Annotated in this window: 16 protein-coding genes and 1 pseudogene; 1 reads left to right on the plus strand and 16 read right to left on the minus strand. The window is 52.5% G+C overall.

Annotated elements, in window-relative coordinates; all coding sequences use genetic code 11:
* Positions 1 to 131 precede the first annotated feature (131 nt).
* Positions 132 to 215 (plus strand): annotated as a pseudogene (locus IQ22_RS19840) (transposase domain-containing protein); the annotation flags it as partial.
* Positions 216 to 272: 57 nt separating this feature from the next.
* Here IQ22_RS19840 and IQ22_RS19845 read toward each other — a convergent pair.
* The 16 genes from IQ22_RS19845 to mobH all read right to left on the minus strand — a co-directional run bounded on the left by IQ22_RS19845 (position 273) and on the right by mobH (position 16,150).
* Entirely contained in the window at positions 273 to 1,247 is a 975-nt protein-coding gene (locus IQ22_RS19845; RefSeq protein ID WP_145145252.1) for a HEPN domain-containing protein, read from the minus strand.
* 550 nt (positions 1,248 to 1,797) lie between these two features.
* Positions 1,798 to 2,553, minus strand: coding sequence for a PP2C family protein-serine/threonine phosphatase (locus IQ22_RS19850; RefSeq protein WP_145145254.1), 756 nt, complete (start codon positions 2,551 to 2,553; stop codon positions 1,798 to 1,800).
* Positions 2,550 to 3,299 (minus strand): serine/threonine-protein kinase, encoded by a 750-nt coding sequence (locus IQ22_RS19855; RefSeq protein ID WP_145145256.1) that lies wholly within the window; start codon positions 3,297 to 3,299, stop codon positions 2,550 to 2,552. Before IQ22_RS19855 ends, IQ22_RS19850 begins: the two co-directional genes overlap by 4 nt.
* A 125-nt stretch (positions 3,300 to 3,424) precedes the next feature.
* Positions 3,425 to 4,387 carry a tyrosine-type recombinase/integrase gene (locus IQ22_RS19860; protein ID WP_145145258.1) on the minus strand — a complete coding sequence of 321 codons (963 nt, stop codon included), beginning with the start codon at positions 4,385 to 4,387 and terminating at the stop codon, positions 3,425 to 3,427.
* Positions 4,388 to 4,591: 204 nt separating this feature from the next.
* Positions 4,592 to 4,978: a hypothetical protein gene (locus IQ22_RS19865; protein WP_244309294.1), complete on the minus strand. Its 387-nt coding sequence runs from the start codon at positions 4,976 to 4,978 to the stop codon at positions 4,592 to 4,594.
* A 144-nt stretch (positions 4,979 to 5,122) separates the two neighbouring features.
* The gene (gene traA / locus IQ22_RS19870) at positions 5,123 to 5,554 is read right to left on the minus strand and encodes a TraA family conjugative transfer protein (protein WP_244309296.1); all 432 of its coding nucleotides are present in this window, start codon (positions 5,552 to 5,554) and stop codon (positions 5,123 to 5,125) included.
* A complete protein-coding gene (gene traV / locus IQ22_RS19875; protein ID WP_145145262.1) occupies positions 5,551 to 6,135 on the minus strand; it encodes a type IV conjugative transfer system lipoprotein TraV in 585 nt (194 codons plus the stop codon). The genes traA and traV overlap by 4 nt, the downstream gene beginning before the upstream one ends.
* Before the next feature lie 97 nt (positions 6,136 to 6,232).
* Complete coding sequence (locus IQ22_RS19880; protein WP_208733677.1) at positions 6,233 to 7,582, minus strand: TraB/TrbI/VirB10 family type IV secretion system protein; 1,350 nt, start codon at positions 7,580 to 7,582, stop codon at positions 6,233 to 6,235.
* A 1-nt stretch (position 7,583) separates the two neighbouring features.
* Complete coding sequence (locus IQ22_RS19885) at positions 7,584 to 8,600, minus strand: TraK domain-containing protein (protein WP_145145264.1); 1,017 nt, start codon at positions 8,598 to 8,600, stop codon at positions 7,584 to 7,586.
* An 11-nt stretch (positions 8,601 to 8,611) separates the two neighbouring features.
* The gene (locus tag IQ22_RS19890; protein ID WP_244309311.1) at positions 8,612 to 9,238 is read right to left on the minus strand and encodes a TraE/TraK family type IV conjugative transfer system protein; all 627 of its coding nucleotides are present in this window, start codon (positions 9,236 to 9,238) and stop codon (positions 8,612 to 8,614) included.
* 2 nt (positions 9,239 to 9,240) lie between these two features.
* A complete protein-coding gene (gene traL / locus IQ22_RS19895) occupies positions 9,241 to 9,522 on the minus strand; it encodes a type IV conjugative transfer system protein TraL (protein WP_145145269.1) in 282 nt (93 codons plus the stop codon).
* A gap of 197 nt (positions 9,523 to 9,719) precedes the next feature.
* Positions 9,720 to 10,349 carry an IncC plasmid conjugative DNA transfer DtrJ family protein gene (locus tag IQ22_RS19900; protein ID WP_145145271.1) on the minus strand — a complete coding sequence of 210 codons (630 nt, stop codon included), beginning with the start codon at positions 10,347 to 10,349 and terminating at the stop codon, positions 9,720 to 9,722.
* Positions 10,306 to 10,890, minus strand: coding sequence for a hypothetical protein (locus IQ22_RS19905; protein WP_145145273.1), 585 nt, complete (start codon positions 10,888 to 10,890; stop codon positions 10,306 to 10,308). Before IQ22_RS19905 ends, IQ22_RS19900 begins: the two co-directional genes overlap by 44 nt.
* Before the next feature lie 65 nt (positions 10,891 to 10,955).
* Entirely contained in the window at positions 10,956 to 11,540 is a 585-nt protein-coding gene (locus tag IQ22_RS19910; protein ID WP_145145275.1) for a hypothetical protein, read from the minus strand.
* Between the two features lie 19 nt (positions 11,541 to 11,559).
* A complete protein-coding gene (gene traD, locus IQ22_RS19915) occupies positions 11,560 to 13,389 on the minus strand; it encodes a conjugative transfer system coupling protein TraD (protein ID WP_145145277.1) in 1,830 nt (609 codons plus the stop codon).
* Entirely contained in the window at positions 13,382 to 16,150 is a 2,769-nt protein-coding gene (gene mobH, locus IQ22_RS19920) for a MobH family relaxase (RefSeq protein WP_145145279.1), read from the minus strand. The genes traD and mobH overlap by 8 nt, the downstream gene beginning before the upstream one ends.
* Positions 16,151 to 16,218: the final 68 nt, after the last annotated feature.

Raw genomic sequence — 16,218 nt, forward strand, 5'->3', positions numbered from 1 at the left:
TCGGCATCGGCATCGGCATCGGCATCGGCATCGGCATCGGCATCGGCGCTGAGTCTATGAAGCCTCTATGTCCTTTCAAGCGGGTAGGCCCGTCAGATAGCGCGGGAATCGCAACTTAAGCCATTTTGCATAATGGGTATGATCCGTATGCCTATCTCAAGGATGTGCTGACGCTGCTACCGACGCAGCGGGCCAGGGAGATTGAGCGATTGTAGCCGCATCAATGGGTGCCGGCCTGACTTACGTAAGGTGAGTTGGGCGGACGCTTACAATCAGAGTTCATCTAATAAATGTATTACAGTGTGATGAACATCATTCACTAAGTTCCCGTTTGATTCAAATATTGCGCTAATATAATTTTTAAACTCAGAGATAGAACTTAAGTTATTAAGTAAGGCGTGCTTGACAGCGGATTGACATCTTGAGCATCCAAGAATCATTAGCTTGTTGTAAAGTTTCAGGTTTTTTTTTGTGAAATCAACACTTCTAAAGCCAGAATGCACAGAGTCATTACGGAATATACGAATTTCATCAATCTTACTGAATATTTCTTTACTCCAAAAATCGTAGCGGGAGTGAGATCTTAGCTGTTTTATAAGCAACGGCGAAATATCTTGACTATTTTTTCCATTAGGAAATCCCAGAAACCACCTAACTATACCAATTATGTTATCTGCTTCGGTTTCCTTGAGTAAAGCCTCTAAAGAAAACCAATAATAAAGGATTCTTAGCTGGTCATTTTTTTCATGCCTACTATTACGTGACCAGTGTAAAGACCGAATGTATCTTTGGCTAAGTTCGTTATTTAAAGAAAGAATATAATTAGTTTCATCATATCGTTGAATATCACCTTGGTGAACTATAAAAGCCGTTGTAGGCCTGAACCCATTACTGACTATAGGTTCTGCATCTCCAGAATCAAGATTCTTTACAAAACCAATATCGGAAGTCTTGAAATTGGATATCGCATATTCAACATACTTTATATCAAGGACCTGAGAGAACAAGTCATCTGCTAAAGCAATCGCGCCTTCTACACTTTCACTATTTACTATGGTAGCGATTCTTGCACAAATCTGATACTTTTCATAATCTAAATCGAAGTTTGATGCAGAATTTTTGAAGAGACATATTTCTTGCTCAGAGTCAGACTTGTGTGATCTAATTTCAACTGATCCATAGATCGTGGTGGTAGGTAAGACGACTCCACTAGACTCAAGCAATTTAACTACTAAGAATTTTTTCATTGTTTAATCTTATTATACTGTTAGCAAGTTGGTTAATAGCTATCAATTTTATTTTTCTCTCAATGCGAGGATTAAGAGTAAACTTGTTTTTCTTGACATACTGAATTAAAAGCGGTATGGGCTTATAGCTGTTTGAGTTTATACATGCTTCAATTACTGTGCTCAACTTGCTGTTATCAATACCATTTTTTAATAACTCGACGCAGTATTCTTCGCACTTCTTTTTATTATTTATGGATATATAAAATTTCAGACGGAGCCAATATAGATCTGTTGTTGAAATTTTCTTATCCATAAAAAATTTGTCATATTTTAGAACACCGTCTCGGTCAAACAAATGAATGGATAAGGTATAGCCTAAGCGTATAGAGTTCACGTGGCTGGGACTCACCAAAAGCAGTTTTTCGAAATAATATTTAGCCTCTAGGAATCTTCCTTTTTCCATTAAAACTTCGACGTATTTTGTGAGCCTCTTTATATACTTTCGATGCGTAGGTAGGGTATCTCTATAGATCTGTTCTATGGCTTCCACAGCTTAAAGCCTATTATATTAATTTTCGTTAATTTCGGGTAAAAAGCTGAACTTTGCTGCCACTAAAGTATAATCATCTATTGGCTGAAATCTCTTTATTCTCCGGTGTAGGCTTGACGCAAAGCTGCTAGGATCACTTAAAGTATTCAATAAAAATTTTGGCCTTTTCTCCCAAAAATGATAAGCACCGTCTGACATAATGAATAAATCCACATATGAATCATTAGTGATTTCACTATACGGTATATAAATTTCTTGAGACTGAAGATTTATATTTTTAGATAAGGCGGTAAAGAGTGTATTTTTTCCTGACAACTTTTTAAGTTCTGAGGCTCTATAAATTCCTTCATCTATAAGCTTTTGGTGCTGTGTATGATCTTTGGTGAGCTGTATTAACTTATCATTTTTTCTTACATATATGCGGCAGTCACCAATATGACCTATTTGAAAGCCTTTCTCGCCGGCATAACAAAAAGTTAAGGTTGTAGCTGCATCTTGAAAAGACTCATTTAAAATTGAAAGCTTTGCTATCTCAGATTTTATAGTCCGGAATGTGCTTTCTACATCAATTTTTCCACCCATAGCTTTAGTTTCGGCTAACACATCAATTGCTATTTTTGATGCCTTATCCGCGCCATGGTAGGCTCCAACACCATCCGCTACTGCTAGTAAAAATCCGTTACCAATATTGCGAGGAGTTAAAAATGAATCTTGATTATTTCTATCAAAATTTTTGGGATACGAGAACACTCCGCAACCTATAAGCTTTATCATTTTCCCTTTCCCTCAAGAGCTAGATTCAAATCCTTTAACATTTCACTAACTTCAGCATACCTATCAAGCGGTCTGCGAGCAGTGCTTTTGTCTATGACTCGCTGAACTCCAGGCGCTTCAGCTAAGTTAAGATCTTCTATTAGCAGCCCGAGTGCAAAGATATCTGTTTGCTTGGAGTAATCTCCTGCGTAGAGAACCTCAGGAGCCATATATCGTGTAGTCCCCATTGCCGAAGCAATTTTGGTGAGAACTTCTGACTCAGCGTCCTTATCTAGGTTCTTAACAAGGCCAAAATCAGATACTTTATAAGTATTTTTATTAAATTTTAGTACATTGTTTGGTTTTATGTCTCGGTGTAAGAAGCCTCTCGAATGAATATATGCCACTCCGTTAAATATCATTCTTAAAATATCAGACTTTTCATTAAAGCTAAGATTTCCTTCTTCTAAATCTTTAAGTAAGTCCCCCTCAGCTAAATTCATGACAAACCAGGGTTGCTCAGCTCTAAGATTGCACAAATAAATATGGACTATGTTGTTGTGAACACATGAGGCTTGGTAAGTCACCTCGCGCGCGAATCTACGTCTAAATTCATCATTTAGCTCAGGAGAAAGCACCTTTCGCGCATAGTTTCCGCACTTATGTCCAGCTAAATTAAAAAGCTCTATATGCTCAACATAACCAAACCCACCTTGGCCTATCTTGCTCAAAACCTTAATTTTATAATTTCCGTGTACATCTTCCATTAGCATACTCTTCCTGGCGGCAACCGCGTCTGACTGAAGTTAAGGCTCACCTAATAAGGGAATGTATCGTCCACGGACACGTATTCTTTAAAGATAAGTTGAAAAACTATAGCTAGCCTTGCTAACTAAATATGAATGCGCTCGATCTCTCCAAGACTAATTTCATCTCGGCGTCGGTCATAAAGCTGTGTTGTCTTGGTTGATGAATGATTTGCCATAGCTGCCGCGATCTCAATCGTGCCCCCGTTCTTGAGATACGCCGTAATCCCCGTGGCTCGGAAGGTGTGGTTGCCGATCTGGGTATCGATCCCCGCTGCCTTAGCGCGACGACGCACCATGGCATGGGCATTGGACTGGTGCAGTGGCGTATCGCTGAGCTGATCAGTTCCACGCTTTATAGTTCGAAAAAGTGGCCCTTTAGGGTCATTACCAATACCGGTCTGGTCCAGGTAGGCGTGCAAGTACTCCTCCAGGGCGTGATGGCACGGCATTTCATGCCGCTTGCCGCCCTTTTCTTTCAGCCGCACCCACAGCCGGCGATTCTGGATATAGAGGTCTTCCACCTTCATCGCCAGCGCGGCGCCGATACGGGCAAAGGAAAACACCATCAGCCCAATCAGGGCGCGGTCTCTGAGCCCCGCCGGTGTACTGATATCAATGCTGTCCAATAACTGCCGCGCTTCCGTCGCGTCCAGCACGGGTGTCTTGCCCTGACGCGCCGTATGCCGTGGCCCACGCACCGAAGCCGCGGGATTCGTAGGAATTACCTGTCCTGTTACCAGCCAGTCAAAGAGATGCTTGAGTGCCGCCAGGCGTTGCTTGACCGTGGGCGCCGACACCTGTTGTGAAAGCAACTCGATCCAGGCTGCTACGTGTAGCGGCTGCACCTGAGTAATAGACCCCACACCGACCTCCCGACACCACTGCAGAAAATCTGAGACAGCCCGCCCATACGCACGCCGGGTATTTGGATTACGGATATTCGAAGTGAAGAACTCCAGGAAGCGAAGTTGCGCGCGATCCCCCGCTTCTTGGATGAGTGCCGGCAGCGGAGGCAGTAATGAGGTGGATAGCAGGCTAGGCAACATGCAATCTATTAGTCTCGTCTTTCTGATTAGAAATTTTCATACAGGAGCCAGAACGACCCTTTGCCTCAGAATAGCCGAAAAGAGCGTTTGATAAAGGACATTATCAGACATAATTATCTGATTTTCTTAGAATTAATGAATCGTTCTCCAAACGATGCATATAAGTGATTTTTTCTAGAGAACTGATATATGCATTTGGAAGAGTTACCTATGCTGTGGAAGTAAAGCCCCTGCGCTACGAGCCAGCTCCTCCAGCGAGACGCCATTGAGTCCTGCTGCATACAGGAGTACCTCGGCATCCGAGGCCGACATTCCTTCAGCGACCCGATGTACCTCGCAGGCAACCTCAAAGTCCCACTGTTCCGCGATTTGAGAGGTACTGGCCCGCCTTTCGATGGCGTGGTACAGGTCGAACGCATCAATATAGCGCCCCGCCTCATAGACCCGCACCTGACCTGCCAGTACTCGTAGCCTTATTGCATTCGCCCTACGAAGACGAGCCAGAAAGAAGGCGCTCCAGGTCTGCATGTTCAGGTGATACTCGGCGAGCCAGATACGATCAGAAATGTTCGTCAGGGTGGTGGATTGCATGGACGTGTCCTCGCGCATCACAGGAAGTGGTACTACCAACGTCTCACGAGTTTTCAGGGATGCAAGTGTTAGTGGTCTTAAGAGGTCACAAAAAAAGCGGTAGCTTTAGGGCTACCGCTTCAGGTGAGGGCGTTAGAGAGAGGGTTAGAACAGGCTCAGGCCGTTGGAAATGAACTGCATGGTGGTCGGCATGGCGGCGATATGCGAGAGGGTGGAGCCCATGATCGATTCCACGACCGTAGGCGCGTTGTACAGGCCCATGCCCATGGCAAGGCCCACGGCAAAGGTCATCAGCGACTGGCGAACAACGCCAACGCACGCACCGACCAGAATGATACCAATGGCAATGATCCGGCCCAGCGTTCCCTGCGTCCAGTCCACCAGTGTTTGCCACACATCATCAAACTCGGCACCGCCCGTACCGGCCATGGCCGCTTCCGGTACAACCATCATCGCCCCCATGGCACCCATTACGCCCAGTGTGGCCAGGCCACGAGGGGTAACGGTGCGGCGTACCTGAGTGGCCTTGGCTTTCAAGGCTGTTACCACATCAACCAGCTGGAAGTTCTTGGTCATTGCAATCGCTCCGTACGTTTTGTTTCGTTCAGGATCCCCGGTTTTTGTTCAGTGCCGTTACTGCTGGTACTGGTACTGGTGTTGCTCCCACTGCTTACCGGCGCGAGTGCCTTGAGCCTCGGGGCGGCTGTCGGCGCCTCTTCGCCAATAACCCATCTACGCGGCTGGATTTCCGTGTAGATATATCCACTCACCACCAGATCACCGGTGTCGTCTTCCCAGGGCGCAAGCCACACGCGCATTACCTGCGCGGGGGTTCGTACCGGGACCGGCTGATCCGGAAGCCGTGGCGAGACAAAGGTGCTCACCACGTCCTGCGGGTTCTCGCTGCGGCCGGAGAGCGTTTGCTCCTGGCCTCTGGCGTGCCCCTCGTTCTTACCGTCCTTGCCCTCCCCTGACGGGTCCATGGGCAAGGGCACATTTCCATTGTCGGTAGCGCTGTAGATGTCTCGACTCGACTTGCACAACGCATCGCCCGGCATGCCCGGGCAGCTGTAGTCGTTCTCGCCAACCTGCATCCATGAGCAACCGCTCAGGACCGCTGTTATCACCGCAACTGGAACGAATCCTAACTTGATCATTTCGGTACCTATCCTCGTGGTTGGTACCCGCGCGGGCACCTAAATGAAGATTTATTTTTCGCAAGACCCTTTTCAGGCCAGTTCCCGATAAACGGTACTAGCGACGCTCGCGTGGGTTACGCTTCTTGACCTGCGAGAACTTGAGTTCTGCGCCCTTGCTCAACACCAGCTCGATTTGCCGACCGGCATCCACCTCGATGACCGGAAAGATGTTTTCCGCCATGTCGATATAGAACTGGGCAATGCGCTCAAGCGCACTTGACGCGCCACTGGCCGCCGCGCCCTGAACCATGTCGGGCGAGTAGTTCTGCTGGTATTGCGTGGTCGAGCCAACATTGCCGGTCTGCAGCACCGGAATAGGGCTGACGTTAAAGGCTTCAGCCGCGCCTGAGGCCAGGCCCGCCAAGAGCGAGCGGGCTACAATCGCCCCCTGCTTGGAGACCAGACGGCCTCGGATACCCGCCTTGCCGTCTTCACCCACCGCATAGGCGTCCAGCGGCGCTTCCACTACCTGGCCGTCGTTGCGTACGCAGGAGATCCGCTCGCCACGAAGGTAGGCACGCTCGGAGGAGAGATCGCCAAAGCCGCTGATAATGGCGTGGCAGTCCACAATGTCAGCCTTGAACCGGTTGGGCAGGATGGCGTCGTATTGCACCCGCACCATGGCCGGGAAAGGATCACGCCGTGCGCCCTGTGACGTAGGGGCGTCCATGCCGTTGATCAGCGCCACTGTCACGATCGAGGCAGGCGGTAGATACACCGACTCCTCATCTTCAGCCCTGGGCTTTGCCGCTTCGTCCTGCTTTTCCTGATAGGTCCGGATCTGAAGGGGCTCGGGTGCTTTCTGCTGGCGTTCCCCTCGGCCGGCGGTGCGAATCTGTGGCCCCTGCCCATCCGGTCCGGTGGCTACCGCCGGACTGCGGCTGAACGCCTCGCGGACAGCATTGGTTTCCGCCTTGCTGCGTTCAGGCACATAGCGTTCGCGGCTGGTGCTCTTTCTGGACTCCTGACCAGAGGATTCCCCCGGCGCCTGTGCAAAGTAGTTCGGACCAGCTCCACCAACACCGCTGCTGCGGATCTCGTCTACCTGTGACTGAAGCCCCCCTACCGCCGCCTTGATCTTTTCATCAATCAGGCCGGGGCGGTTGCTGGCCTCCATCTCGCGCGAGAGCACGTCCAGCTTGCGCGACAGGTCATCCTTGTCCTTGTCAAACTTCTGCAACTGCGCCACCAGCGAGTCGAGGGTGATGTCCTTGAGGTTCTGGTCGGTAAGTCCCGTGGTGACAGGCTTGTCCGGCACGGTGTTCTTGGGGGTGCGCTCGCCTTCCCCGGCAAAGATGGAGATCACGCCGCACATGGCCAGAATGCCCCCGCCCACCATGATCCAGCGTCTGTGCCTGGGATTGAAATTCTCCCAGCGTGTCCGGGCCGTATCTATCATGCTCATGCTATTGACCTCCCGAAAGCAGTGACGGGCGTGGCGTGGTGCGGGCACGCTCGGGTGCGTTGCGCATGATCACAAACACTTCGGTGCGTTCCTGCGGCGTCAGGATGTTGCGCGGATAGGCGGCTACGGCCGCCACATCCCAGTTGCCACACGCCGCTTCCTTGAACTCGACCGGCTGCGAGGAGGTGTTCTTGGCTACCCCAATAAAGACCTTGAGGTTATGCCCCAGCATCTGCTGGCCGCGGGAGAAATCAAAGGCAAGTCCGTTCTGTACACAGCGCGGCAGGTCGTAGGTATTGGCAGTGACCGGCTTCATCGAATAACCGCTAGGGGTCTGTCCCAGCGCCAGGTCGCGCATGACATCCTTGATCGTGGCGACATAGGGCTGGCTGGTCTCCCACTTCTCGGCCTCTTCGCTGGCCAGTGGCTGGCGTATGCCCGCAAGGGACTGCTCATCCAGCTCAAAGGAGACCTCACGCGCCGGGATAGTCTGTGGAATAAGCGTGATGGACAGGGCAACGCCGGGATTGCCCTTGTCATTGATAAACAGGGTCACCGGTGCTTCATCGGAAGAAGCCACATACACGATGTTATTGAGGATTTCGGTCGTGGCGCTGGAGGTGGTCTTGACCTCGGGTTTATCAAAAGGGGTCACTATCCGGTTGAGCTGGTAGCGGGCAATGGGCACCAGTACGTTTTCACCAGACCTGAGCCGGATATGCGAGGCATGGTTCAGCTCCATGCTGGCGGGATTGGTAGTGGTCTGGCCGCTACGCGCCTGCGAGAGCGTGATGGGGCGTGGCACGCCTTCCGTCATTACGCTGCGACTGACCGAGGGAATCTCGGGGGTTGTGCTTCGCACCGAGGACGGATGCACCGGTGCCTGAACGGAAATGGCCGGGCCGCCCTGCTCGGCATGGTTGGCCGGGATAACCGGAATATCAATACCGGCTGCCTGCGCCTCGTGCACGCCGCCCAGGGCAAGGGCCAGCGCTGTCATGAAAGGGATGGGTTTCACAGGTGGCTCCTCTATTTACCGGCTTTGCTGGCGCGCTCAGCCGCGCGCTCGGCGGCCTTGCTCTGCTTTTCCAGCACATCAAGCGTGTGGGGACGGTCGGCGTAGGTCGTCATGAACGTGACGACAGGCATGTAGCTGTCAATCCTGATCCTGAACTCGTAGGTACGCCGGTCACGACGGGTCTCGCCGTTGGGGCTGATGACCGAGCTGTTGCCAAACACAAAGACCTTGCCGGAGGCACGCTCGAACACCACGTTGCGTGGCTCGAACGTCATGCTTAGGCGGTCCTTTCTGATGATCTCGGCCTGTGACTGGATCGCCTCCATGGCCTCCTGAAAGATGCGCGGCGACAGCAGCGGCTCCAGGCGCTCACGCACAAACTGCACGTTACCGGGGGTGATGTTGCCCATCAACAGCGACAGAAACATGCCCCAGGCCTCGTGATAGGACTGCCCGGCCTCGTCAGCGGTAACAAAGGCCTCCTCCTTGAGGGTATAGGGCTGAAGAATCACGACCGGCTTCTTGAACAGCAGCATCCCCAGTGTGAGCGCAAGACAGGCAACCAGGCCCACAATGGCGTAGCGGGAATACCGGTTTTCGAGCAGCGCCCAGTTCCACTTGCTCAGCATGTTTCCCATTTTCACGGCAGGACCCTCCGGGCAAAGGGATTGAGCAGGGTCTTTGACGTCGACGGAATGGCGCCCATCCAGTAGGCGATATGAATGAGATAGCCATCGGCATGACCATCCTTGTACTTCTGGTAGAGAAACGTCACGGCATAGCCGATAGCGCCGCACAGGAGCGCTTTGCCGATGGCCATGCCAAAGAGCAGACCGACCCCTATCGGGACCAGCTCATCAAGACTCCAGATCAGGACATGAAGCGGATCATCACAACGCGTGGGGATGTGTATGGCTTTCACAGGTAGAGCCCTCAGTCTGTTACCAGGTCAGGGCTTATTGTGAGGTAAGAGGCAGGCGGGCTATGGCCGTGGTTGGTACCCGCGCGGGTATCAACCACGAGGTTTGGGTGCAAATAATTCAGAAATTTTGAGCAGGCCAGGATAAAAGCCGCCCAGTCTTCAGAGGCATGTCGCCTGGAAGACTGGGTGGGAATAACTCAAATCTGCTTTTGCAGGTTGCCGACAAACACACCCATCATCACGCAGACAAACATCATCACAATCGGAAGGATCGCCGGGTTGATGGCAATGGGGCTGATAAAGGCAATCAGCACCGCCTGCACGGCTACCGAGGCACTGAGCATGCCGTAGCGGTTCCAGACGGGAGAGGCGTAATCGTAGTTGGTCTGCTTGACCTTGCGGCGCATGAGTCCATCCCAGATGGCCGGGATCAGCAGCAGCGCCATATAGGGCAGCCAGATCGACAACAGCGCCAGCCGCGCGCAGATCTGGTAGACCATGTGCATCAGTGCATCGAGCCGGTCTTCCATCCACGAGAAGAGAAAATCGCCCATGCGCTCCATGCCCCGACTGCGAGCGGCTTCCTCTTCACTGGGTATCATCAGGCGATGCAGCGCCGGATAGATGCCGGTTTCAAACACGGCGCCCTTGTACCAGCTCATGGCCTTGGTGTTGACGTAGGCCTCCGATTCCTCGCCCAGGTGGCTGCGCACCATGGCCGACTCCTCCCGAATCACCCGTTCGGTCCAGTCGCCCGGAATAAAGACCGTAACCAGCAACAGCTCAATAGCGACGAGGAAGAGTGTCAGCCACAATGGCGTCTTCATATTTGGTACCCGTCAGTATGTCGAGATAGCGCTCATGCAGGAGGCTGATCAGAAGACGCCGTGCCTCGGTAATTTCAGCTTGCGTCAGCGGCGTGGCGGTCAGCGGGTCATCGGCATTAAGCACTTCACAGGCAGTCCTGTCAGAAAGCAGGTTCCACGATTGACCGGACCTGTCCGAAAGGGTCACGCCCAGGAGTTTTACGGTAGTGGATATGATCGTATTGACGATGACTGCGAGCCGATAATAATTATTAAGTTTGCCATCGCCGTTTACATTAAGTACGGCGGCGGTATATTCGGTCATGGTTTTGTCTACAACCGACCAGATGACCGGACGGTTCTGGTGCAGAATTCCCTCGCCAATATGATTATAGACACTTTCCATGTAAGTAATGGTACGTGCCCAGTCAATGTCAAGTATTTCCCAGTAATGAATATGCTTATTCAGTGAGGAAATGGCTCTGAATCTGCGATTGAATCCTAGTGGCTGGATTATAAGATTTACTTCCGGGTTTAAGGTGTAGTAATTGGAGTTATTCATAGGTCCGTCCAGGGCTGCCACTCATATGAGATCGGGATACTTCCCTTGATAACGATTTGGCTTGTTTAATAAAGAATAGGAAGAGCATTAGCCACGATGGGTTCTTCATATCGCGTATCCGTCAGGATTCCGCGATAGCGCTCATGCAGCAGGTTTAACAGCAGGCGCCTGGCATCAGTTATCTGGTCGGGAGACAAGGGCGTGGCAGAGAGCCTCTGGTCGGGCTCAAGAACTTCACAGGCGGTTTTTTCAGAGAAAAGATTCCATGCGTTTCCTGAAGTATCACTTAAGGTGACATCAAGAAGTTTGACCGTGCTGGATATGATGTTATTGATGATAGTTGCGAAACGGTAGAAATTATTCAACTTGCCATCGTCGTTGACATTCTGAACAGCAGCGGCATATTCAGCCATGGCCTTGTCAACAACAGACCAGATGACCGGGCGGTTCTGGTGCAGGATACCTTCACCAATAGTGTGATAGATATCTTCCATATAGTCTTTTGCACAAGGCCAGTCTATTTCCAGAATGTTCCAATAATGGTGGTGTTTCTCAAGCGAGCGGATTGCCCTGAATCTGCGGTTGAATCCATGCTGCTGAACGATCAGGTTTACTTCAGGATTTAAAGTGTAGTAACTGAAATTATTCATATCTTTGTCCAGGGCTCAACTAATGTAGAATCGGGATTCTTCCCTTGATTAATTTCCCGCCAGATAACTTCGCAAAATATTCCAGATTCGGTAGCATGGTTAAAAGTTGGTAATCAAGCAGAGGCACCAACTCCTCCATAAGTCGCTCACCCTGTCCACCGCCATGAAGTAACGGGTCCTCTCCCCCGGAATTCATGTTTTGAGACCGTACTACATATTTGATACGGGTTTCGGGGATATCTTTTACAAACTGTTCCTGGGTTTCAGCATCTTTTAAGCGCAGGGCAATGGTGTTATTAACATTGCCCAGTACTTGTTGCGCTTTATGTTCGCTGCCAAGCCGCGCACAGAAATCCGCATAGGTTTGGGTCGCCACATATAAGGTCAATTTGGCTCCCCGGCCCTTGTTTAACAGCATGATAAAGGGTTCGTTGATAACTTCTGCCGCCTCGTCAACAAAGACATTTACTGGACGGTTATCCACCTCAAAGTTATACCGATCACCTGTAACAGCCGTCAGGTCCGAAAGTAGAATGGAACCAATTGCTGATGCAACCATGTTATCAGTAAGAGAATCCAGCCCAATATAGGTAATGGCGCCCTCATTTATTAATAAGGCGCTATTGGTAATGGGCCTGTCGTCAGTAGGATCTTCGGGGTCAGGCGAAAGAAGTGGACCAAGATCGCCTGAGGTCAGCATGTTTAGAACTGGCAATAACGTTGCGACCATCTTGGAGAAGTGCGCGCTGTCATGCTCAAACATATTAAGCAGACCTTCCAGTTCTGAACTGGCCCGTACAGGTTGAATCACCTGCTTATAAAAAGCATTGGCGGTGAGCGCCTTTTTACGGGGTAGCAATGGCTCCAGCCATTTATCATAAAATGCCACCATCATGGCTTCCCAGCCCTCACCTAACACGTCTCTGGCGTAGGCACAGACGGCGCTGACCACCAGCCCATCAACCCCTCCCTCCAGATACCGGCGCAAGAGTTTGAGCGTGGGCCTCTTGTCAATGAGGTACAGCCCCTGACAGACGTTGTTCAGCGCCTGCCAGCCAAAGCTCTTGAAGGGGTCCGAGCCGGTTTCCGAGGGAATCAGGGCGGCGATACGCGAGGCAATCTCGGTGACGCGGGTAAAGTTCTGCAGCGGGTTGATGCGCATGCACTCATCCGGAAAGGCCGGGTGAAAGCTGTAGAACGGACGACCAACATGCGCGGCCGCGCGACGGGCATTCTCGCGCATCTCCTTGTCGCCCTTCGGGTCAATGATCAGCACCGCTTCGCCGCGCAGTACCTTCTGGCTGATAAGGAGGTCAAACAGGCGGGTCTTGCCCGCGCCGGTGGTGCCCTCGATCAGCACATGGCCTTCCGTATGAGGAATCGGCTGGGTGATCTCGATCTCACGGGGCTCCAGGCCATGAATCCACGGCGCTCCCATCGGCATCTCATCCCTGCCCTCAACGCCCTTGCTGGCGCGGGGATTGACGATCTCTGACAGGTCACGCTTGAGGATCTCGTATACCAGCTGGCAATGACGGTTCTCCCAGTAAAAGCCCTTGCCCAGCCACAGCTGGTCAGGATGCTTTTTTAATGCCTTGCCCAGCTGCTCCAGATTTATGAATTCGAGCTTTTTGCCCTGCAGGTTGCGCTTGACGTAATACAGGCGAATCGCCGCGGGCAGACGGCTGATGGCCATGACCGAGCAGATGCCGCTCATCCAGTACACCGGCTCGGGTGGCATGTCGGTGACCTGATTGACCAGGTAGGCGACCGAAGACGCAGCGACCCAGCCCATGCAGGCCATGAATTCATAATTAGGCCGAAAGGGCATCTCATAACGATCATTCATGGCTGCCCTCCCGCTCAGGCGCCTTGGGTCTTACGTAAATGAAGTACCTGTCGACTTCCAGGTCATAGCGGGCCGTTTTTTTCCTGATGATGTAGCGCAGCGCCTTTTCCAGATCCTTGCGTCTGATGGTGGGGTAGTCGGCACTGACCATATCCAGGCATGCGATACCGGCTGCAATCCCCTTTTTCGTCTTGCGAAGGGTGTCGGGTAGCCAGCGACCATAACCCCTGATGATCATCTCGAAGAGCTCCTCAAGGCATTGCTGAGGTGTTGCGCTGGCAACAAACTGGACATCCAGTTCTACATGTTCCTGTTCCTGTTCCTGCTCATGCTCATGCTCATTGCATGCCTGCTCTCCCTCGGACTCCGCCAGTCCATGCATGGGGTCGATCACGATCTGGACTGGCTCTGGGGCAAGTGGGGTATTGAGCGCCCTGACCGTATGCAGGTACTTGATAGGAACCGGTCTGGGCTGCTCCAGGACAATGGGAACCGGCCGCAACGAGGCACCTGTCACTGTGGCGTCTACCGCAGCCACGTCTACAAACCTGTCCAGCCGTAGATCCGGCACCTTCATATTGAGCGGCTTGAAACCGTCTACCGAGCCGGGCAACCGCGAATCGCTATGGGCTCTTTCTTCGGCTCTGGAGCGCCGATGCCGGGGCTTGCGTTGAGGAGGAGTTATGAGGGCGTGTTGGCCAGTGCTTTTTCTATCAGCCTGCCCTGACATAACCTGCTCGGTCGGACTGACATTAACCGGTAGCCTTGCCTGACCAACCGGCGCACCAAAAGGCAGGTCCATAACTTCAAAACAGGCGTCGTCCCGATGCACCACGGGCACGACAGGCTTTAGTTCATCATCCACAAGGTCCAGCAGGCCTGGCATAGCTGGATGAGCGTCGTCAGGTCCGGCAGCGGCCTCTGTCTGCTGAGCCTTGTTTTTCGGCTTGCTGGATGTCTTGTGGCTACCGCGCTTTGGCTTGCGGCCGGTATCAGGTTCGAGCAGCTGGAAACCATGCATTTGCTCGACGTCCCGCTCCTGCGCCTCAATGGCTTCCAGTTCCTGCTCATAGGCGTCCAGTGGAGGCCCGGCCAGTGTTTCAAAAAAATCAGCGCCCAGGTCCATGCCAATAGAGCTTTCCGCTACGGACTCAGATTCAGTAGCCTCAGGCATAAAGGCATTATCGTCACCTGTCCCTGCTTCAGCGTTCTCCACTTTTGGCTGCGGTCCTTTGGTGACATGTTCAAGCAGTGCATCAAACTCGCTGGTCGCCTTGGGAGATACCGCTGATACGTCTTCCTGCGTAGATGATGTCTCTGCCTCTAACGGGCCAGTGGCAGCAACTTGCCCGCCTGCCTTTGCCTTTTTCTTTCGTCTGGCTGTTCCCTTGTCAGTTGCGTCAGTTGTCGCAGGTGAGACGGTTTGCGCCGCGTCCTTCTTCTCAGCAGCTGCATCGGACTGTGTAATAGCCTGCCCCTTTTCAGGTGCATCAGTCAGTACACCCTCTATCGGAGCCGGTAGCCCCATGGGGTAAAAGAGGCCGGTCTCCTGAATCTTGAGCAGTGCCAGTACCGGTCCCTCGGCCTCTCCAAATTGAGGCTTGATTGCCCAGTAGCGGTAGGTAATGACGGGTTCGCCAGGGCGGGTTGGCTCGATCTCGCGTGCTGTTGCGACCCCGCATTGAATCAGCATGTCCGCCTGAATAGCGATGTCCTTGGGAATGGCCTGAATACCGTCCTCGTTCAGGCGGTCTACGACATCGCGTGAGGCAGCCTTCCAGTTGATAAAAAGCCCTTCCTTGAACACATAGACCATTGCACCGGCCTCGTTCACCTTCCAGCGCCCGGACTTGATCATCCGGCGAGTCCCTTCCACCAGATAGCGCTCAACCGAGGGCATAAAGGCCTGCGAGCCATCCCCTCCGCCGTTGAGCTTCAAGTCCAGTGTGACGCTGGCCTGATCCGCCTTGAGCACCACGTGGGCAATCTTGGACTGCACGGCGTAGCCACCAATGGCTTCGTCAATCTGATCGAGCATTTCCATGGTGTTGTCAGGTGTCAGAAAGGTCCGCGTCTGTTTGGGAATCAGCAGACGTGCGATACCCGGACCATGAAAGGCATGGCGGTTATGCAGGCGATCCTCGCGCCATGACACAAAGTAGCGCTGGACCTTGTTGTCCCGCGCCCAGGGCACCAGCCGGTAACCGTACTCCTGCAGGGCAAAGTTCCAGAGCAGGCCCGTATCGCTGGTGATCTTCATGTCACACACGGGTTTGCCGACGTCATGCAGCAGTCCAGCCAGCGCCGTGGCCACGCGCCAGACCTTTTCCCGCTGGCGTCGCTCACGAGGCGTTGCGTCCGCGTCATAGATGACCGCCCCACTCATGCGCGCCGCATGAAAAGCCACCTCAAGGCCGTGGCGCAACAGGCCGCCGCGTCCCTTGTGGTGGTGGTCCTGCGAGGCCGGCAGTAGATGCACAAACTCGGCATAGCGCACCAGGACCGGATCGATAATGGTCCTGAACTCCTGCTCGGAGAGCCCGAGCGACTGCTTGAGGCGCGCTATCTGGGTGCGATGCCCCGCCAGCAGCCTGCGCGGCTCGATGATCTCGCAGCCTTCGGGAAACGGCGGATAGCGCGTACCGGGATCGGCCTCGAAATCAGGCAGGTAGATGTTCTCAACAAAATACAGCGGGGCACTGGAGCCATCTGCCGGATTTCCTTTCTGCCTTCCTAAAAGACCACGCAAAAAACTGAACATGACGCGCTGCGACTCCAGTCAATCGATCCTGAAAGCTATCGTCGCAGATTTTTTTGCTACCAAACCTC

Source organism: Pseudomonas duriflava (genome assembly GCF_007830155.1).
Taxonomy (GTDB): Bacteria; Pseudomonadota; Gammaproteobacteria; order Pseudomonadales; family Pseudomonadaceae; genus Chryseomonas; species Chryseomonas duriflava.